Raw genomic sequence first — 18925 nt, 5'->3', positions numbered from 1 at the left:
CCATGTCGCAACCACCAATTTTTTCATATGAGGGCCTTTCACTGCATCAGGGCGCGGGATGGTTATTTTCGGATATGGACTTGCATATCGGACCACGCGACCGACTTGCCTTAATTGGCCGAAATGGTGCAGGCAAAACCACATTGATGAAACTTATCGCCGGACAGATAGAGGCGGATAAGGGCACAAGAAGCGTCATTCCCGGCACGCATATTGTGATGTTGAATCAAAATCCGGATTTTGGGCCATTTGAAACATTGCTTGATTTTTGTGTTGCGGGCGAAAATGCCCCTCCCCAATATGCGGTGGAGGCAATTGCCGAACAAATTGGCATAAATTTAAGCACGAAAAGCAGCACCGCAAGCGGCGGAGAAAAACGCCGCGCCGCCATTTGCAAGGCATTGGCCAGCGAGCCAGATTTATTATTATTGGACGAACCAACCAATCATTTGGATTTGGCTGCGATTGAGTGGCTGGAGGATTGGTTACAGCGTTTTAAGGGCGCATTTTTGGTCATCAGCCATGATAGGCGTTTTTTAACCAGCTTAACCAGACAGACATTTTGGCTTGATCGCGGGAAGATGCGCCGCAATGAAATTGGCTTTGGCGGATATGAAGCATGGATGGAAAAAGTCCATGAAGAAGAAGCCCGCGCCACCAAAAAAATGGATGCCCATTTAAAGATTGAGGCGCATTGGTTGGCACGCGGGGTCACCGCGCGGCGCAAAAGAAATCAGGGGCGGCTGGAAAAATTATATGAATTGCGGGCGCAGCGCGCGGCCATGCTTGGCCCACAGGGTACGGCAAAATTGGCGGCAGGCAATGATGACAGCAAAACAAAAACCGTTATCAATGCCGATGGGATAAGCAAATCCTTTGGCGAGGGTGAGAATAAACGCACCATCATTGATAATTTTACCCTGCGCATTCAACGCGGCGACCGTATTGGCATTGTCGGGCGCAATGGCGCAGGTAAAACCACCTTGATCAAAATGTTAACCGGTGAGTTAGAGCCAGATACAGGCACAGCAACAAGGGCACAAACCCTGACCGGCATTGTGATTGACCAACAGCGCAAATTATTATCCCCCGACAAACGGGTTCGTGACGTCCTTGCCGATGGCAGTGATTGGATTATGGTGCGCGGCCATAAAAAGCATGTGCAGGGATATTTGAAAGAATTTTTATTCGATCCTGAATTGATTGAGGCCAAAATCGGCACTTTATCCGGCGGGGAGCGTTCGCGAATTTTATTGGCGCGTGAATTTGCGCGGGAGGCAAATTTATTGGTGCTCGACGAACCTACCAATGATTTAGACCTTGAAACCCTTGATTTATTGCAAGAGGTAATTGCCGATTATGACGGCACGGTTTTATTGGTCAGCCATGATCGCGACTTTTTGGACCGCACCGTCACCTTAACCCTTGGTCTGGATGGGTCAGGCAAGGTCGACATTATTGCCGGCGGCTATGCCGATTGGGAGGCAAAACGCACCCCGCCAAAGGAACAAATCACCAAATCAAAGCCCCTTTCAAAGGATAATGCTAAGGTTGAAAATAGGACAGCATCAGCGCCGAAGCAAAAATTATCCTATATGGAACAGCGCGATTTTGAATTATTGCCTGCAAAAATTGAAAAGATTGAGGCGGAAATTGCCGCGAATGAAGCTGAACTCTCCAACCCCAATTTATATAGTAATGATTTTGATAGATTTTCCGCCCTTACCCAAAAAAATGAGGACCTTCGCAATCAAAAGGATGAAGCTGAATTAAGATGGTTAGAAGTCGCCGAATTGGCCGAGAAATTTAATCAGTAACAGGCGCGGCCAACCACGCAGCGACTATGCTATGCAGTAAAAATTCCATGCTGCTGCAATAATTATAATGATATTTTATAATGCCGCACCAATCGGTCCAAAGCAATGCGCAGCACCAGTTTTCCGGAACGATTTGGCCAGCCCAATTGACGCTCAGCCAAATTTATCTTCTCTCCCGCGCAAATAACCCGCCAACAAATATCATATAAATCGCTGCCCATTTCTTTCATCGCCAACAGAAATCTGGCCTTTGCATCAATTGCCACATGGCTAATCGGGCTTTGCGCCGCGCCATTTTTTCCATGACGCACCGATAACCCATCCCAATTCATGGTCACATTGGGCGATAGACCCGCCATTTCAAAATCACGGCGCAATTTCTCTCCTGCTAATAATTGCGCGTCGTTAATATGGCCGTGGCTGTGCAACCATCCCAAGGGGGATTCATGTAAATTAACCGAAACGGTTCTTTTTCGAACCCGGCCCGATATTCCTATATTTTCTTTAATATCTTTATCCACCATTTTACGGTCCATCCCGAAATTATAACCAATATCACCCACCGACATTTTTTTATTCATATTGATTCTCCATCTTAAAATATAAATATATACTTGCCATTTTGGCGATAATGTAGGAAAGTAAAAACCTATTAGGTTAAAAAAATTTTAGGCAGCAAGATGAAAAACCATATTCGCAGCATAAGAATTCAAAAAAAAATGACTTTGGCCGATGTTGCCATGCGCTGCACCCCGCCCACTACAGCGCAGACAATTGGCCGTTTGGAAACGGGCATGCGGACATTATCGATTGATTGGTTAAACCGTATTGCCGCAGCTTTAAATGTGAATAGCGCCGATTTAATCGCCATTGCGCAGCAGTCAGAAATTGAAATAGCAGCAATTTTGGATGAAAAAGGCTGCCTTGCGCCCGGCACGCCGCAAAAATCATTAAGCCCCATGGCCGATGAAAATATGATGGCAATGCGCATGGCAATAAGCAGCGGCGAATATCGCGCAGGTGATGAGATTTGGCTGCAAAAATTACCCCCCACCCAATTTATTGAGGCGCTAAACGCCGATATTTTGGTCCCGCGACCCGATGGGCGCTTTATCTTTGGCCGTTTAATTGGGCGCGAGAATGGACGTATTCAAATTTTGCCGCATCATGCGGGGCAAAGACAACAAATTTTGAACGATCCGGCGTGGATTGGCCGCGCACGCAATTTATTTCGGCAGCTTATGTAAATATTAAGCCTATTTTTATTCAATAAATTTATTCATGGGGCATAATGACATTAAATGCATATTTTGACGCTCTCTACACTTTTTCCAAATAGCGACAGGCCGAATTTCGGCATATTTGTTGAGCGTCAAACCGCCTCACTTGCAGCGCAAGATAATGTAAAGGTCACGGTAATCAACCCCATTGGCATTGCCCCATGGCCCATTTCAATATTTATGCCATCGACAAATAAACATCTGGTTTCAAATATTGCCTCAGATTGGCGCGGATTAAAAATTTTTCGCCCCTCATTTCCTCTTATCCCCAAATTTGGTGGGCCAGTAAATCCGCACTTCATTGCATCGGCCATTTTACCAATCATAAAAAAAATTCATGCCCAATCCCCCATTGATGTGATTGATGCAGAATTTTTCTATCCCGATGGTCCTGCCGCGATGATAGTGGCGGAAAAATTGAACATCCCTTATACCATAAAGGCAAGGGGCGCCGATGTTCATCTTTGGGGAAGTAAATTTGGTTGCAAAAATTTATGGAAAAAGGCGGCGGACAATGCAGTGCATTTATTTGCCGTTTCGGGCGCATTAAAACGCGATATTGTGGCGTATGGCGTGAATGAAAATAAAATAACCGTCCATTATACAGGTTTGGACCGCAATAAATTTCACCCCAGCACAAAGGCAGGGCAATTACCCGATATTTTAACCTCCAAAGGTGGTAATGCCCCTTATTTATTATCCGTTGGCGCCTTAATCGAACGTAAGGGCCAATCATTTGTCATTGACGCGGTGGCGTCTTTACCCAAGCATTATCATTATGTTTTGGCCGGCAGCGGACCAGATGAAGCAGCTTTACGTGCTCAGGCAGCCTCGCTTGGCCTTTCGGACCGTGTCACATTTTTGGGCAATGTGGATAATGAAGACCTGCCGTCCTTATACCAACATGCCTTTGCCATGGTGTTGCCCACTGCGTCCGAAGGGTTGGCCAATGCGTGGGTCGAATCCATTGGTTGCGGCACACCGATTATAACATGTAATGTGGGCGGTGCAGAGGAATTGGTCAGAGGCCCAGATAGCGGATATTTGATTGAACGCAGCGCCGATGCGATTGTCGATGCGGTAAATTTACTTGCCAAAAACCGCGCCACTCCAGCAGCCATTGCGGAGCAAGCTGCCCAATTTTCATGGCATGAAAATGGCCGATTATTGGCAAAATATTTTAAAAATATTGTCGGTATAAACCAATCACAATGATATATTCGGCCACATAGGACGGAAATTTATGCACCATGCGGATATAAAGCCGCCGCGACCAATCGCCCCTCCGCACGCAGAAATGACCAGCTGCGCGCCGCTGCTTTGCTGTCCATAACCTCTAAACCAATGCCAATATCGCGCATCGCACGCCGCATTGTGCCATTTGGCCAGATAAGATTTTGCCCCGTGCCCAATAATAGCATTTCAATATGTGGCAATTGGTCAAATAAAGGCTGTAAATCATTAAGCGTAAGATTTTCCAGTGCAGGCGGCAACCAATCACATGCCATGTCACCCGTCATCCAAATGCCGCCGCTATACCAAATTTTATTGATGCAAAAACCGCGTTCGCCCATATGCGAAATAAACGGCCCTTGAGGTGCATCATCACGATGAAGCTCTATCATAAAAAGCGTGTATGAAACGGTGGATTAAACCACCGCGCCATATCCTTCCTGCATCCGCGCTGCATTATCGTCATTTCCTTCATTTACAGGGACAAAGCTGTCCGCGCGAACTTTTAACCAAATCAGGAAAGGCGCAGCCATATAAATGGAGGAATAAGTGCCGACAAAAATACCAAATGCCATTGCCACCGCAAAACCAAAAATTACATTTGGACCGAAAAGAACCAAAATCGATAATGGCATTAAAATGGTCAAACTTGTCATCACTGTTCTAGACAAGGTTTCATTGACCGAAAGATCCAGCAAAGCGGGAACTTCCATCTTACGATATTTCATCAAATTTTCTCTGATGCGGTCATATACCACAATCGTGTCATTTAACGAATAACCAATAATGGTTAGCAAGGCCGCGATGATATTAAGGTCAAATTCCATCTGGGTCAGCGAGAATAAGCCAAAGGTCAAAGTAACGTCATGGACCAACGCAAAAATTGCCCCAGCGCCAAATTGCCATTCAAACCGCACCCAAATATAAATTGAAATGGCAATCATAGCCGCCAATAATGAAATGATACCCGTGCTGAACAATTCCGATGACACCTTACCCGAAACCGAATCCACGCCATCGACCCGTACATCCTTATGATTGCTTTTCAACGAAGCGGTAATTTTATCCGCCATAATATTGGCAAGTTCTGGATTTTTATCCGCGCCTTCAGGTAATTTCATCCGGATGGAGATTTGGTTTTCTTGCCCAAATCTTTGTATTGTCGGCTCACCATAACCCAAAGCGCCAATTTGGTGACGCAATTCGGACACTGGTGCTTCTTTTGTTTGGGTGAATGTCGCCCTTATCATCTGTCCGCCAATAAAATCGACGCCATAGTTTAACCCGCGCGTGCCGACCAAAATTAACGAGGCAATCATTAAAAGCACGCTGATGCCAATGGCAAAATTGCGCAATCTTAAAAAACGAAAATTGGTATTGTCTGGAACCAGTTTCAATAGTTTCATCGTCATAATCCCTTATATAACCAATTCTGTGGGGCGGTTTCTTTTTAACCAGAAAGATACCCACATTCTTGTAATTGTAACGGCGGTAAACACACTGGTGATAATACCGATGATAAGAACCACGGCAAATCCGCGAACAGGGCCAGAGCCAAATGCAAATAATAAAACACCGGCAATCACATTGGTGATGTTCGCGTCAAAAATTGCGCGACTGGCCTCTTTATAACCATTTTCAATCGCGGCGATAATTTTGCGCCCTCGCCTTTGTTCTTCGCGTATCCGCTCGTTAATAAGCACATTTGCGTCAACCGCCGCGCCAATGGTCAGCACGAATCCGGCAATGCCCGGCAATGTCAGGGTAGAACCGATCATCGCCATGACACCTAAAATTAAAAACACATTTAATACCAACGCCAAATTGGCATAAACACCAAATCGGCCATAGGTAAGCAGCATAAAAAACAAAACAGCCGTTGTTCCGATAAGCGCTGCTAACACACCTTTTTTAATGGAGTCTGCACCCAAATCTGGACCAACGGAGCGCTCCTCCACCACTTTTAATTCAACGGGCAATGCGCCGCTGTTCAATGCAATGGCAAGGTCATTGGCGCTTTCCACCGTAAAGCTGCCCGAAATTTGCGACTGCCCGCCGCGAATGGGTTCGTTAATCCGCGGCGCAGAGATAACCTGACCATCCAAAATAATGGCAAATAATTTACCAGTATTTTTTGTAGTCATATCGGCAAATTTGCGCCCGCCCTCTGTATCAAAGGAGATATTGACAACCGGTTCATTGCTTTGGCTGTCAAATCCCTGTTGTGCGCCGGTCAACCGATCGCCGCCAATGCCGCCCAACCGGCGGACAGCAATAACTGGCGTGCCACTTGGGTTAGAGGGATAGGGCAGAATCTGGCTGCCTACCCTTGCCTTGCCCTGCGCGGTTTCCGCTGGATCGGCATTTTCATCCACCAACTTAAATTCCAGCTTTGCCGTTTTACCAATTAATCTTTTCAACGCCTCTGGATCGGCAAGCCCAGGAGCCTGCACCACAATACGCTCACTCCCTTCACGAATAATTGTCGGCTCTAATGTGCCAAGTGCGTTAATCCGGCGGTCAATAACATCCTTGGCAGAATCCATCGCATTGTCGATTGAATCGGAAATGCTTTGCTGCGTTGGGGTCAGGATCATTTTATTGCCGTCAACTACGCTTAATTCATAATCACGCCCGCCAGAGGCAGAGCCCATTAACGGTAATACAGCCTCCCGCGCGGCATCAACCTGACTGGGGTCTGTAACCACAAAGCTTAATTTATTACCCGCACGTGATATATTCTCAATCGCAATGCGCGGCTCGGCCTTGCGCATGGCGCTACGAACCGAATCCTCCATTTGCTCAAGCCTAATGGTGATTACCTCTGCTGGGTCAGCTTCCAACAAAATGTGGCTACCACCGGCAAGGTCGAGTCCAAGATTGATTGTTTTGCTGGGCAGAAATGAAGGAATTTGATCATGAATTTTTTGCGGCAACAAACTTGGCAAGGAAAATAATATCCCCACCAATAATATTGCGTTTAAGAACCAAATTCTTGGCTTGGTAAAATCTGACATTCAATATTCCGTTCAAATCAGCTCTAAAATAAATAGAGGTAACCAATATGTATAAGTATTAAATTTATAAAACCTGATTAGTCATTTGCAGGTTTTGCATTGCGCGATTGCACATCGGCCAGGGTATTTTTTACAGCCTTTACCCGAACACCAGTGGCAATTTCCACCTCCACATGGTCATCAGCAACCTTTGTAACCTTGCCCATCAGGCCGCCTGCGGTAACCACATTATCATTTTTTTGAACCGCACCAATTTTGGCTTCATGCGCCTTTTGACGTTTGCTTTGTGGGCGAATAATGAAGAAATAAAACACAAAAAATATCAAAATTAATGGCATGACATTAACCAAAAATCCTGCACCTGATGATGATGATGCAGCGCCCTGCGCCATAAAAAACAAATAATCCACTATATATTCCCCACTAGATATTTTACATTGCCAAATAATTTCAATAATTTACCGGCATTGTTTTATATTCAAACTGTTCAAAGATTTGAATATAAAACAGCTTTCAATCAAATAAGTTCGGCATCCTATTTTTTCAATGCACGCGCTTATCATGCTGCATAATATACTGCAACGCCAAACAAGGCCTATAGCGAATTATGACGAGGTGGGATTTCGCCTTAATTACCTATCCTCACTCTTATATTTTCATCAATTAACTAATATTTTGAACATGAACTCAGCGCTAAATTTTTACATCTTCGAAAAAATCTCAATATTTTTGCTTTATATCGTTAAAGTTGCTTGCACTTATATCCCGTCCCACATATATGCCTGCCCATGGTCGGGACGTAGCGCAGCCTGGTAGCGCATCACACTGGGGGTGTGGGGGTCGGAGGTTCGAATCCTCTCGTCCCGACCAATTTTTCTAAAAAAATCTGATTTATTTTATAGCCCTGTTTATTTCGGGCAGGCTTTATCACAACCTTAGATCAGCATAATATTTTTAATTTATATATATAGCGCCCACTGCTACTTTACGCCGCCATTATATAACAAACTAAACGCCCATTTATAAAAATTATTCTTTCCTACAAATAACCTATTTGGTTATTATCATGCGGAAAGGATAGCGGCATGATAGAGAATTTACTAGATAAAATTATTAAGGTTGAAGGCGGATATATCGACCATCCCGATGACAAGGGCGGCCCAACAAAATATGGCATTACCGAAAAAGTGGCCCGGCAATGTGGATATGATGGCGCAATGCGCGACATCAGCATCGAATTTGCAAAAAATATTTATCGCAAACAATATTGGACAGGCCCACAATTTCACAAAATATATGAAATTGCCCCTATAATATCCGCAAAGCTTTTTGATATTGCTGTAAATATGGGAAATACACGATCGATAAAATTCCTTCAACGTGCGTTAAACGCCCTAAATCGGCAGGAAAAAGATTATCATGACCTGCGTATTGATGGCCAAATTGGGCCATCAACCTTAACCGCGACAAGTCAATTTATCGCATATCGCGGGCCACAAGGCGCCAAAGTTTTGGTAAAAGCAATAAATGCGCTTCAAGGGCATTTTTATATTGAGATAAGCGAAAAGCGCCCCCGAAATGAAAGCTTTACCTATGGATGGATTGCAAACCGTATTGGTTAATTGAAGCCAATAAATTCGACTTAATTTCAAAAAAATAAATGAAAGGATTTTTATGCCTATAATCGCCGATTTAATCAGCCCATTGGTGCAAATAATTGACAAGGTGATACCAGATAAGACAGCACGCGATAAGGCAAAGCTGGAGCTTTTAAAATTAGAAGCGAATCAAGAAATGGACCTGATAAAGGTTCAGCTATCCGCCATTATCGAAGAAGCAAACTCAAAAGACCCATGGACAAGCAGAGCAAGGCCAAGTTTTTTATATGTAATCTATCTTATTATATTATGGTCGATTCCCATGGGTATTATTGCAGCATTCAAACCGGAATCGGCACAACATATCGCAAATGGGATGAATATTTATCTAAATGGGCTACCTGAAGAGCTATATGCTTTGTTCGCGACAGGCTATTTAGGCTATACAGCCGCCCGTCAATGGGGAAAATCGAAGGGAACAGATAAGTAAAAACTACCTATTTCTGCCATTTACCCTAAAAAAATATCTATTTTTATACAAACATGCTTGCAATTAAAGCACGACTTCCTTATTTGCTGTCATTCCGTTTCGGAAACATTACAAATTAAAGGGGTTAATTTAATGAAGAAATTTGTTCAAGCTACAGCAGCTGCTATGGTTTTGGTTGGCGCTGGCCTTGCTGGTTGCGGCGAAAAAGCTGAAAACACCGTTGAAAACACAGTAGAAGAAACTGCAAACGTAGTTGAAGAAGCTGGTAACGTTGTTGAAGACGCTGGCAACACAGTTGAAGAAGCTGGCAACACCGTTGCAAACGCAATGTAATTTCTGGTTTTCCAGAAATTTTTGCGACAGCAAATAATTGAAAAAGGCCCGTTGATTAACTTCAGCGGGTCTTTTTTTATGCCATCATTATTTTTGCGCTCTTTTTGATCTTCATCCTGCCATAGCTGATTTAATCAGCTTTGTGATTTTCCAAAATCTTAACTATTTGTTCAGCAGTTGTCCCATCGCCATAGGGATTGTGAGCGCCCGACATGCTTTGATAATATGCATTATCATCCAATAACATTGAAACATGGCGGATAATATTTTCATAATCCGCCCCCACCAATTTCACCGTGCCCGCGTCCACCGCCTCTGGCCGTTCGGTTACATCGCGCATTACCAATACCGGTTTGCCCAGGCTGGGCGCTTCTTCTTGAATCCCGCCACTGTCGGTTAATATAATATGTGATTTACTTAACAATCGAACAAATGGTTCATAATTAAGCGGTTTGATAAGATGCACATTGGGGCAATCGGCCAATATATCATTGACGGGTTTTATCACATTGGGGTTTAAATGCACCGGATAAATAAATTGTGTGCTGGGATATTTCACCGATAAATGCTTTATCGCGCGGCAAATATTGATGAAATTTACACCAAAATTTTCCCGCCTATGTCCTGTCATCAAAATATATTGGGATGCCTGCCAATCAAAGCCAAGCTGGGAATTTATTTCATGATCAATTTTCACGGTAAAATCGGCATCATTGTCCAATTTATCGGTCATAAAATATAAAGCATCAATCACACTATTACCCGTGATAAAAATCTTCTGGCTATCCACCCCCTCATTGATAAGGTTTTGTGCGCTTTTTTGGGTTGGCGCAAAATGCAAATTCGCCACCATTCCCGCCATTTTTCGGTTAAATTCTTCGGGAAATGGCGCATAAAGATTATGAGTGCGCAGCCCCGCCTCTACATGGCCAATTTTAATGCCGGCATAAAAACTTGCCATTGATGCCGCCATTGTCGTGCTGGTATCGCCATGAACCAAGATAAAATCTGGCCGCTCGGTCTTAAATAAATCACGAAGTGCGGTTAAAACATTGCTGGTAATATCGGTTAAATCCTGTCCAGCCTTCATAATGTCCAAATCATAATCGGGCGTGATTGAAAAAGTTTCCAGAACATTGTCCAACATTTGGCGATGTTGCGCCGTGACGCAGCATTTCACGTCAAATATTTCAGGATATTCCCGTAATTTGTGCAATAAAGGGGCCATTTTAATCGCCTCTGGTCTTGTCCCGAAAACCAGCATTATTTTCATCTTATCCGACATATTTATCCCATTTTATATTTTGTTGAGGCGTGATATTTTGACCTTTGATATATTTATATAAGCAAATCCTTGCAAAAAAATTGATAAACGGCCATTTACCCGTAAAATGGCAATATAATTAGCATTTATATGCCCTATCAAATGTAAAAATTATCTTTAATTAGGCAAATAAAATGGCAAATAAAATCAATTCAGTACTGATTACCGGCGGCACCGGATCATTTGGCAAAACAATGATGCGCAGCCTGTTGGAACGTGACACACCCGAAATCCGAATTTTAAGCCGGGACGAAGAAAAACAGGATGCCATCCGGTCACAGTTAAATGATCCGCGCGTTCGTTTTTTCATTGGTGATATTCGCGATAGAAGCAGTGTCGACCGCGCCGTTAACGGTGTGGATGCCATTTTCCATGCAGCCGCCCTGAAACAAGTGCCAAGTTGTGAATTTTTCCCATTTGAGGCGGTACGCACCAATATTATGGGCAGCGAAAATGTTATTCGTTCGGCCATCCACCATAAGGTGAAAACTTTGGTCTGCCTATCAACCGATAAGGCGGTTATGCCCATAAACGCAATGGGCATGTCCAAGGCGATGATGGAAAAACATGCACAGGCCGCAGCGCGGGAAATTGGCGCAGATGGCGACACAAAAATTGCCTGCGTTCGTTATGGTAATGTCATGTATTCGCGTGGATCGGTTATCCCTTTATTCATTAAACAGATTAAAGAAGGCACGCCGATCACCATAACCGAACCGGAAATGACGCGTTTTTTAATGCCCCTGCGCGATAGTGTCGCCTTGGTCCATTATGCGTTTGAACATGTTCGTCAGGGCGATTTATTTGTTAAAAAGGCGTCGGCTGCAACAATTGCTGACCTTGTCGAGGCATTGAAACAATTATTTAATGCGCCGGATCACAAGGTTATTGTGATTGGGTGGCGGCATGGCGAAAAATTATATGAAACATTGGCAAGCGCACAAGAGCTGACCACGTCGGAAGATTTGGGCGATTATTGGCGGTTGCAGCTTGATGGGCGCGATTTAAATTATAGCAGCTTTTTTGACGAGGGTGAAAGCAAGACAGCCCAATTGGATGATTATCATTCGCATAATACCCATCGTTTGGATGTGGCAGGCGTGAAGGAATTATTATTATCCCTTCCCGAAGTTCAGGCCGAATTGCAAGGTTGGCAGGGTCAATAATGATAAAAATTGCAATCACGGGCGCGACGGGACTGCTTGGTTGGCATAGCGCCGCGCGCATTCATGCACAAAATTGCGCGGCAAAATTTAAAGGTGAGGCAGAGCCATATCAACTCATCCAAATTGACCGCAATATATTCCAAAATGCCGATGCACTTGCCGCTGCGTTAAAAAATACCGACATCATCCTGCATTTTGCCGGCGTCAACCGCGGGCCAGAAGATGAAGTGGAGGCCGCAAACCCCGCCATTGCCGACCAATTGGTTACAGCATGCCAACGCGCGGGCATTGCCCCTGCCCTGATTTATGCAAATAGCACCCATGCCGCCAATGACAGCTTTTATGGTCGTTCAAAACGAATTGCAGGGGAAAAGCTGGCCATATTTGCAGGTGAAAAATATTGCGATATCATTTTACCACATATTTTTGGCGAATGTGCGCGGCCATATTATAATAATGTCACCGCAACATTGATTGACCAAATTTGGAAAAATGAACAACCCGACATTAACCCAGATGGCAAGGTAGAGCTGTTACATGCAGGGGCGGCAGCCCAATTGGCCATTGATACCGGCCTTGCCATTTTGGGTGGGGACACGTCTTGTCAACGAATGAAGCCGCAAGGACGGCCTATTTCTGTCATTGATCTATTTGCAAAATTGCAAAAATTTCATGATGATTATTCGGCCAATATTTTCCCCAATTTTGCCGATGATTTTGAACTGGCATTATTTAACAGTTATCGCACAGGCGGCTATCCGGCCCATTATCCAAAACCGATTAAGGTGAATTCGGACAATCGCGGCATATTATTTGAAAGCGCAAAGGGCGGCGATTGCAGCCAATCCTTCATATCCACCACTTTGCCCGGACAAAAACGCGGCGATCATTTCCATTTGGACTTGGTGGAGCGTTTTTTGGTTGTGGCAGGAAATGCAACCATCAGGGTGCGTAAAGTTTTGACCGATGAAGTGCAGACATTTCATGTAAGCGGTGATACCCCAGTTGCCATTGATATGCCGCCCTTGCACACACATCATATTGAAAATGAGGGTGATGACAATGTTATCACCTATTTTTGGGCGCATCATTTATTTGACCCAAAAAATCCAGATACTTTTGCGGACGCCATATAATCAAAATCGCGGCCAATTCGGAGCATGACATGAGCAAATTAAAAGTTACCACCATATTGGGCACAAGACCGGAGATTATCCGTCTGTCGCGCGTTTTGGCACGATTGGACCAACATACTGACCATCGTATCGTGCATACCGGCCAAAATTGGGATTATGAGCTGAACGAAATTTTCTTTAATGATTTAAATGTGCGTCAACCTGATCGTTTTTTGGGCGTTGACACCAGCTCCTTGGGCGCTGTTTTGGGCGGTATTTTAATCGAAACGGAAAAAGAATTAAAGGAAAACCGGCCTGATGCCTTGCTTGTCCTTGGCGATACGAACAGCGCTATTTCGGCAATTATGGCGCGGCGTTTGAAAATTCCTGTTTATCATATGGAGGCGGGAAATCGCAGCTTTGACCGCAATGTGCCCGAAGAAACCAACCGCAAATTGGTCGATCATATTAGCGATTTTAACCTAGTATATACCGAACATGCACGCCGCCATTTATTATCAGAGGGGATACATCATCGCCGGATAAATTTAACCGGATCACCCATGCATGAGGTGCTGCACCATTATCGCGATAGAATAAATGCCTCCAATATTTTGGCTGAATTGGGACTGAAAAAAGACGGATATTTTATTGTTTCTATGCACAGGGAAGAAAATGTGGACAGCAAAGAAAGGCTGACCATGTTGATGATGGCACTTAACAATATCGCCCAAACATATGATATACCAATTATTTTATCCACCCATCCGCGCACCAAAAACCGTTTGGAAAATTTAACCAATGTCCAAATTGACGAACGGATTCAGGAAATGAAACCATTTGGTTTTCATGATTATAATAATCTACAAATGAATGCATATTGCGCCATTTCAGACAGCGGCACCATTGCCGAAGAAAGCAGCATGCTTGATTTTCCGGCGATTACACCGCGCGATGCCATTGAACGGCCAGAAGCAGTGGACACCGGCAATATTGTGATGACCGGATTGGACAGCAGCACCATATTACAATCGATTAAACTTGTCCGCGCCATTTATGATGAACGTAAAGAAAATGGCATTGCCTGCCCAGTGCCAGCGGATTATCAAATTTTAAACAGCTCTGAACGGGTGGTCAAATTGATCATGGGAACAGCAAAATTATCCAATAGCTGGGATGGAATCCGCATGCATGATTATGTAGGATGAATGGGTCAATTTTTGTAAAAAAACCACCCGCAAATCTTGTTTAATTTATATCTTATATTATAGGCACTTATCTATTTGCAGCTAGACTCGTTGCTTACTATTGCCTATTCACCATGCAAATATGTTTTTGCAGTTTTGGAGCCTAATATGCGTTTTCAATTAAAAGTGGTTTTTGCTGCCTTCATCTCAATAATTTTGGTATCCTGCGGTGGCGCTCCCCCAATTGGTCAGGCATCAGATATTAAGGTGATAAACTATGCTGACCTTCCCCCGCCAGAGGCAAGGGACTTAATCGCCAGCGCGCGCCCCTATTTAATCGGGCCATTTGATAAATTATCTATTGATGTTTTTGGCATTCCTGAAATTAGCAGAGCCGAATTACAGGCCGATGCCAGCGGTCAAATCTCCATGCCATTAATCGGTGTGGTGCAAGCGGCCGGCCTTACCCCCGGTGAATTAGGTAAAAATATAGAGGCGAAATTACGCGGCAATTATGTGCGCGACCCCTATGTTTCGGTGAATTTAATTGAAACTTTAAGCCAAGTCGTCACCGTTGATGGACAGGTTGATAAACCCGGCCTTTACCCCGTTATTGGCAGAATGACGCTGATGGGCGCCGTGGCCACGGCAGGTGGAACCAGCGAATTTGCAAAATTGAACAACGTGGTGGTGTTTAGAACGGTAAATGACCAAAAATTTGCCGGTCTTTATGATATTGGCGCGATTAGAAACGGCAATTATCCCGATCCAGAAATTTACGCCAACGACATTGTTATTGTGGGCGATTCTGCATCAAGAAGAATATTTAAAGACTTGTTACAGGCTGCGCCATTATTGACCACGCCCCTTATCATTTTATTCCAGAAGTAATAAAAATATGAACAACCAAGTAAAATCAAGCATCGCGGAAGCGAATATTGCCAATGTAAAAATAATGGATCAATCCATTATTGAATATTTTTGGCGGGTTTTTTACCGCTATAAATGGCTGATTTTGGCGATAATTGGCGCGGTTGTTATTTTGGGCATGTTGTTAACATTGCTGACCACACCGCAATATACATCCAGCACGCGTATTGAAATTAAACGTCTGCAAAATAATGTCGCCAATGTTAAAGATGTTGAGCGTGATGAGGTTGGCCAATCTTTGGAATTTTACACAACGCAATATAGCTTGCTTGAATCGCGCGCATTGGCCGAACGTGTGGTCCGCGATTTAAACTTAACCCGCGATCCCGCATTTCGCGAGGCATATGGATTTGAAGATAAGGAAGACGGCGATCGTGCCGGCGCATCTGCTCAATCCTCTCGTCAAAAAGAATTGGATCAGGCTACGGGCATATTATTGGGCGGCATAGATATTTCCCCTATTCGCGGGTCCAGCTTGGTCGATATTCGTTTCACCAGCCCCTCCCCGCAATTGGCGGCAAAAATTGCAAATAGTTGGGTCAAACAATATACACAAAGAAATTTGGAGCGCCGCTATGCCTCCACCGCCGAAGCGCGCAGTTTCCTTGAAAAAGAATTAGATGACCTGCGCGAAAAATTGGAAAAAGCGGAAACCGACCTTGTCACCTATGCCTCGGACAAAAAAATTATCGCCTTGTCGGCGGATACCGATGCCGATGGCCGCACCCGCAATGAAAGAACTTTGGCGGCTAATGATTTAGAGGTTTTGAACAAGGAATTGGCCACCGCCACCGCCGAACGTATTATGACGCAAAGCCGTATGGTTCAGGCCGGGGAAATTAGCTCTGCTGCGTTAAATAATAATGCCCTGGGTCTGTTACGGGCCGATCTTGCCAAAACAAAATCTGAATATGCCGAATTGATGGTCCGTTTTGAACCAGGCTATCCACAGGCAAAGGCGCTGGCATCAAAAATCAATGAATTAGAACGCGCCATTTCGCGCGAAGAAAGCAGATATCGCCGCAATGACAATGCCGAATTCAGGCAAGCAGCGGCACGTGAACAAACGCTAAAAGCAAAGGTTGAAGGCTTAAAATCTGAACTGATTAAACAACGCGGCGACAGCATCCAATATAATATTTTCCAACGCGAAGTTGATACCACCCGCGAATTATATAATAGCCTGCTGCAACGATATAAGGAAATTGGCGTTGTTAGTGTGGAGGATAATAATATATTGGTGGTGGATACCGCCGAAGCGCCTAAAAAACCTTCTAGCCCGATTTTAATCCTTAATCTGTTATTATCGCTTATCGCTGGCGGCGGTCTTGCCCTTGCGACAATATTTGCTCTGGAACAAATTGACCAAACATTAAAAGATCCAAAGGATGTGGAACGTGTTTTGGGCCTCAGCCTATTGGGCACGACACCGCAGACAGCGGGCGGCAATCCAAAAGAGGATTTATTGGATCGCAAATCACCCTTGGCAGAGGCTTATTTGTCCATTCAGACAAGCCTGTCTTTCTTAACCGACCATGGCACACCAAAATCAATGATGTTTACCAGCACGGTTGCCAATGAGGGTAAAAGCCTTAGCGCATATGCCCTTGCCAGCATATTATCGCGTCAGGGGCATAAGGTTGCGTTAATTGACGCCGATATGCGCAACCCATCCGTGGCCAGCCTGCTTGGCATTGCTGACGAACATGGCCTGTCTAATTATCTGTCCGGTCAGGATGATTGGCAGAAAAATATTGTCGGCAGCGGCGAGGAAAATCTGTATATTTTAACCGCTGGACCAAAACCACCCAATCCCGCCGAACTGCTTAGCAGCAAAAGGCTGAAACAGCTTGTCAAAGATATGGGTAACAGCTTTGATCATATTGTGATTGACGGCCCTCCTGTTCTTGGCCTTGCCGACGCGCCACTTATCAGCTCCGCAGCCGAAGGCGTGATTTATACAATTGAAGCAAATCGTATGAAAATACGCGCAATTGATTCCGCCATTACCCGCCTTCGCAGCGCAAGCGCGACCATTTTTGGTGCGCTTACGACAAAGGTTGATACCAGAAACGCCGCCTATGGCTATGGCAGTGATTATGGCTATGGCTATGGATATGATTCGGATAAGGATGCTTAATTTTAAAATGCGGCCATCCTTTTAAAGAATTTATATAATATAGAGAATTTTATGCGCAAAATATTGATACTAATTGGCACATCGACTTTTGTGTATTTAAGCGCGGCAGCAACGATTAGCGGGGTGTTTAAATATCAAAACACCCCCATGGCCGCCGCTGTTTCGCCGACTAATGGTTTCGCGGTGGCCCGCGCCGCCGACCTGCTAATTAAACAAAATATTGAGCAAAAAAAACAAGATGAAAAAAGCCCGTTGGTAATTGCGAAGAATCGCCAAGAAATTCAGCAATTGGCGATAAATGCATATTATAAAGAACCGCTGTCTGAAGCGGCCATTCGCAATATTGCACTGACCCAATATGGGCCAAAATCTTTGGACAAGGCGCGTATAATGATGCGCCATGGCCTGAAATTCTCCAAACGTGATTATAGCAGCAATTTATGGCTGCTACGTGATGATGCATTGGCGCAAAATGTGGGGGCAACTTTGCTTGGCTTTGATCGGGCCATGCGCACCAATAATGCCGCCTCGGACTTGCTGCTTCCCGGTTTGATTCAAGCTGTTCAACAGGATGTTTCGATTAAGCCTTTGGTCAAATTATTAAACGATAATCCGGAATGGGAGGTTAATTTTTGGGCCGCAGGACTTGCCAACCCGCAAAGCTTGGTCAATTTATCAAAAATTCGTTTGGCGCAATCCACCATTGGCAAAAAAATGAGCGCGGCGGAAAATGAGGATTTAGATCAAAATCTTATCCAATTATTGATTAACAATCAAAAATTTGACGATGCCTTTGCCCTATTTGATAAAAAAAATGGGGTGGTAGCGCAAAATAAAAATAAATTGGAACAGGTGGTCAATGCCGATTTTACCATGACGCCGAAATTAAAACCATTTGATTGGAATTTGTTCAGCAATACCGGACAAGAGGTTTTTATCGATGGGCCAGCGGGTAAGTTGAATATCGATATTTTTGGCTTCACCAATGGTTTATTTGCACAGCAATTGGTGCGCATACCAACTGGTAAATATTTATTTTCCACCAATATGGAACAACAGGGCGCGGCCAAGCATTATGCAAAATTGCAATGCGCAGAGCCGAAATTAACCGCCCTGCCCGCGATTGAATTTGCCATGCCATCGGGGAAGAAACAAAGCGAATTTAGCAATATTTCGCCATGCAGATATTTTTGGTTAAAGCTGCGCGCTGATCTGCCCAATGGGGCAAGTTCACAAGCGAGCATCAATCAAATTTCGATCCGCCGTCAATCTGGCTCTTAATGAAGGTTATGTCG

At 44.3% G+C, this 18925-nt stretch carries 18 protein-coding genes and 1 tRNA gene; 13 read left to right on the top strand and 6 right to left on the bottom strand.

What is annotated here, in order from left to right; all coding sequences use genetic code 11:
- Window positions 1-2 precede the first annotated feature (2 nt).
- A complete protein-coding gene (locus tag LPB140_RS06625) occupies window positions 3-1817 on the top strand; it encodes an ABC-F family ATP-binding cassette domain-containing protein (protein ID WP_072559160.1) in 1815 nt (604 codons plus the stop codon).
- 62 nt (window positions 1818-1879) lie between these two features.
- On the opposite strand, the gene LPB140_RS06620 is transcribed toward LPB140_RS06625, so the two are convergent.
- Window positions 1880-2398: a DUF6456 domain-containing protein gene (locus LPB140_RS06620; protein WP_232223372.1), complete on the bottom strand. Its 519-nt coding sequence runs from the start codon at window positions 2396-2398 to the stop codon at window positions 1880-1882.
- A 99-nt stretch (window positions 2399-2497) separates the two neighbouring features.
- Between LPB140_RS06620 and LPB140_RS06615 the strand changes: the two genes are divergently transcribed.
- Window positions 2498-3064, top strand: a complete 567-nt coding sequence (locus LPB140_RS06615; RefSeq protein WP_072559159.1) for a helix-turn-helix domain-containing protein — start codon at window positions 2498-2500, stop codon at window positions 3062-3064.
- A gap of 54 nt (window positions 3065-3118) precedes the next feature.
- Window positions 3119-4312 (top strand): glycosyltransferase, encoded by a 1194-nt coding sequence (locus LPB140_RS06610; RefSeq protein ID WP_072559158.1) that lies wholly within the window; start codon window positions 3119-3121, stop codon window positions 4310-4312.
- A gap of 26 nt (window positions 4313-4338) precedes the next feature.
- Here the strand turns inward: LPB140_RS06610 and LPB140_RS06605 are convergent, their stop codons facing one another.
- From LPB140_RS06605 to yajC, 4 genes are all read right to left on the bottom strand, one after another.
- A complete protein-coding gene (locus LPB140_RS06605; RefSeq protein WP_072559157.1) occupies window positions 4339-4722 on the bottom strand; it encodes an Mth938-like domain-containing protein in 384 nt (127 codons plus the stop codon).
- Between the two features lie 24 nt (window positions 4723-4746).
- Window positions 4747-5736: a protein translocase subunit SecF gene (secF, locus tag LPB140_RS06600; protein WP_072559156.1), complete on the bottom strand. Its 990-nt coding sequence runs from the start codon at window positions 5734-5736 to the stop codon at window positions 4747-4749.
- A 12-nt stretch (window positions 5737-5748) separates the two neighbouring features.
- Entirely contained in the window at window positions 5749-7347 is a 1599-nt protein-coding gene (gene secD, locus LPB140_RS06595; RefSeq protein WP_072559155.1) for a protein translocase subunit SecD, read from the bottom strand.
- Window positions 7348-7424: 77 nt separating this feature from the next.
- Window positions 7425-7739: a preprotein translocase subunit YajC gene (gene yajC / locus LPB140_RS06590; RefSeq protein ID WP_072560582.1), complete on the bottom strand. Its 315-nt coding sequence runs from the start codon at window positions 7737-7739 to the stop codon at window positions 7425-7427.
- 401 nt (window positions 7740-8140) lie between these two features.
- Between yajC and LPB140_RS06585 the strand changes: the two genes are divergently transcribed.
- The 4 genes from LPB140_RS06585 (at window position 8141) to LPB140_RS06570 (ending at window position 9768) form a co-directional block, all read left to right on the top strand.
- Window positions 8141-8217: transfer RNA gene (locus LPB140_RS06585), tRNA-Pro, on the top strand.
- Window positions 8218-8432: 215 nt separating this feature from the next.
- The gene (locus LPB140_RS06580; RefSeq protein WP_072559154.1) at window positions 8433-8969 is read left to right on the top strand and encodes a glycoside hydrolase family 108 protein; all 537 of its coding nucleotides are present in this window, start codon (window positions 8433-8435) and stop codon (window positions 8967-8969) included.
- A gap of 52 nt (window positions 8970-9021) precedes the next feature.
- Complete coding sequence (locus LPB140_RS06575; protein ID WP_072559153.1) at window positions 9022-9435, top strand: holin family protein; 414 nt, start codon at window positions 9022-9024, stop codon at window positions 9433-9435.
- Between the two features lie 132 nt (window positions 9436-9567).
- Window positions 9568-9768: a hypothetical protein gene (locus tag LPB140_RS06570; protein WP_072559152.1), complete on the top strand. Its 201-nt coding sequence runs from the start codon at window positions 9568-9570 to the stop codon at window positions 9766-9768.
- Window positions 9769-9898: 130 nt separating this feature from the next.
- On the opposite strand, the gene wecB (LPB140_RS06565) is transcribed toward LPB140_RS06570, so the two are convergent.
- A complete protein-coding gene (gene wecB / locus LPB140_RS06565; RefSeq protein WP_269466132.1) occupies window positions 9899-11053 on the bottom strand; it encodes a non-hydrolyzing UDP-N-acetylglucosamine 2-epimerase in 1155 nt (384 codons plus the stop codon).
- Between the two features lie 173 nt (window positions 11054-11226).
- Between wecB (LPB140_RS06565) and LPB140_RS06560 the strand changes: the two genes are divergently transcribed.
- The 6 genes from LPB140_RS06560 (at window position 11227) to LPB140_RS06535 (ending at window position 18911) form a co-directional block, all read left to right on the top strand.
- Window positions 11227-12258 carry an SDR family NAD(P)-dependent oxidoreductase gene (locus LPB140_RS06560; protein WP_072559151.1) on the top strand — a complete coding sequence of 344 codons (1032 nt, stop codon included), beginning with the start codon at window positions 11227-11229 and terminating at the stop codon, window positions 12256-12258.
- Window positions 12258-13394 carry a polysaccharide biosynthesis C-terminal domain-containing protein gene (locus LPB140_RS06555; RefSeq protein ID WP_198024079.1) on the top strand — a complete coding sequence of 379 codons (1137 nt, stop codon included), beginning with the start codon at window positions 12258-12260 and terminating at the stop codon, window positions 13392-13394. The genes LPB140_RS06560 and LPB140_RS06555 overlap by 1 nt, the downstream gene beginning before the upstream one ends.
- Window positions 13395-13423: 29 nt before the next feature.
- Entirely contained in the window at window positions 13424-14581 is a 1158-nt protein-coding gene (gene wecB, locus LPB140_RS06550; protein WP_072559150.1) for a non-hydrolyzing UDP-N-acetylglucosamine 2-epimerase, read from the top strand.
- A 147-nt stretch (window positions 14582-14728) separates the two neighbouring features.
- On the top strand, window positions 14729-15451 hold the full coding sequence (locus LPB140_RS06545) for a polysaccharide biosynthesis/export family protein (RefSeq protein ID WP_072559149.1): 723 nt from the start codon (window positions 14729-14731) through the stop codon (window positions 15449-15451).
- Window positions 15452-15458: 7 nt separating this feature from the next.
- Window positions 15459-17630 carry a GumC family protein gene (locus tag LPB140_RS06540; RefSeq protein WP_083550112.1) on the top strand — a complete coding sequence of 724 codons (2172 nt, stop codon included), beginning with the start codon at window positions 15459-15461 and terminating at the stop codon, window positions 17628-17630.
- A gap of 90 nt (window positions 17631-17720) precedes the next feature.
- Window positions 17721-18911: a hypothetical protein gene (locus LPB140_RS06535; protein ID WP_156874154.1), complete on the top strand. Its 1191-nt coding sequence runs from the start codon at window positions 17721-17723 to the stop codon at window positions 18909-18911.
- Window positions 18912-18925 lie beyond the last annotated feature (14 nt).

The organism is Sphingorhabdus lutea (genome assembly GCF_001889025.1).
Taxonomy (GTDB): Bacteria; Pseudomonadota; Alphaproteobacteria; order Sphingomonadales; family Sphingomonadaceae; genus Sphingorhabdus_B; species Sphingorhabdus_B lutea.
The sequence above is the reverse complement of the archived record's forward strand: the minus strand, read 5'-3'. Positions and strand labels throughout refer to the sequence as shown.

What these genes read in the sequence shown, in the direction of transcription:
- LPB140_RS06580 (WP_072559154.1), top strand. Translation starts at nt 8,433, where the DNA reads ATGATAGAGAATTTACTAGATAAAATTATTAAGGTTGAAGGCGGATAT.
- yajC (WP_072560582.1), bottom strand. Translation starts at nt 7,739, where the DNA reads ATGGCGCAGGGCGCTGCATCATCATCATCAGGTGCAGGATTTTTGGTT.
- LPB140_RS06545 (WP_072559149.1), top strand. Translation starts at nt 14,729, where the DNA reads ATGCGTTTTCAATTAAAAGTGGTTTTTGCTGCCTTCATCTCAATAATT.
- LPB140_RS06605 (WP_072559157.1), bottom strand. Translation starts at nt 4,722, where the DNA reads ATGATAGAGCTTCATCGTGATGATGCACCTCAAGGGCCGTTTATTTCG.
- LPB140_RS06575 (WP_072559153.1), top strand. Translation starts at nt 9,022, where the DNA reads ATGCCTATAATCGCCGATTTAATCAGCCCATTGGTGCAAATAATTGAC.
- wecB (WP_269466132.1), bottom strand. Translation starts at nt 11,053, where the DNA reads ATGTCGGATAAGATGAAAATAATGCTGGTTTTCGGGACAAGACCAGAG.
- LPB140_RS06615 (WP_072559159.1), top strand. Translation starts at nt 2,498, where the DNA reads ATGAAAAACCATATTCGCAGCATAAGAATTCAAAAAAAAATGACTTTG.
- LPB140_RS06620 (WP_232223372.1), bottom strand. Translation starts at nt 2,398, where the DNA reads ATGAATAAAAAAATGTCGGTGGGTGATATTGGTTATAATTTCGGGATG.
- LPB140_RS06560 (WP_072559151.1), top strand. Translation starts at nt 11,227, where the DNA reads ATGGCAAATAAAATCAATTCAGTACTGATTACCGGCGGCACCGGATCA.
- LPB140_RS06625 (WP_072559160.1), top strand. Translation starts at nt 3, where the DNA reads ATGTCGCAACCACCAATTTTTTCATATGAGGGCCTTTCACTGCATCAG.
- LPB140_RS06570 (WP_072559152.1), top strand. Translation starts at nt 9,568, where the DNA reads ATGAAGAAATTTGTTCAAGCTACAGCAGCTGCTATGGTTTTGGTTGGC.
- LPB140_RS06610 (WP_072559158.1), top strand. Translation starts at nt 3,119, where the DNA reads ATGCATATTTTGACGCTCTCTACACTTTTTCCAAATAGCGACAGGCCG.
- wecB (WP_072559150.1), top strand. Translation starts at nt 13,424, where the DNA reads ATGAGCAAATTAAAAGTTACCACCATATTGGGCACAAGACCGGAGATT.
- secD (WP_072559155.1), bottom strand. Translation starts at nt 7,347, where the DNA reads ATGTCAGATTTTACCAAGCCAAGAATTTGGTTCTTAAACGCAATATTA.
- secF (WP_072559156.1), bottom strand. Translation starts at nt 5,736, where the DNA reads ATGAAACTATTGAAACTGGTTCCAGACAATACCAATTTTCGTTTTTTA.
- LPB140_RS06555 (WP_198024079.1), top strand. Translation starts at nt 12,258, where the DNA reads ATGATAAAAATTGCAATCACGGGCGCGACGGGACTGCTTGGTTGGCAT.
- LPB140_RS06540 (WP_083550112.1), top strand. Translation starts at nt 15,459, where the DNA reads ATGAACAACCAAGTAAAATCAAGCATCGCGGAAGCGAATATTGCCAAT.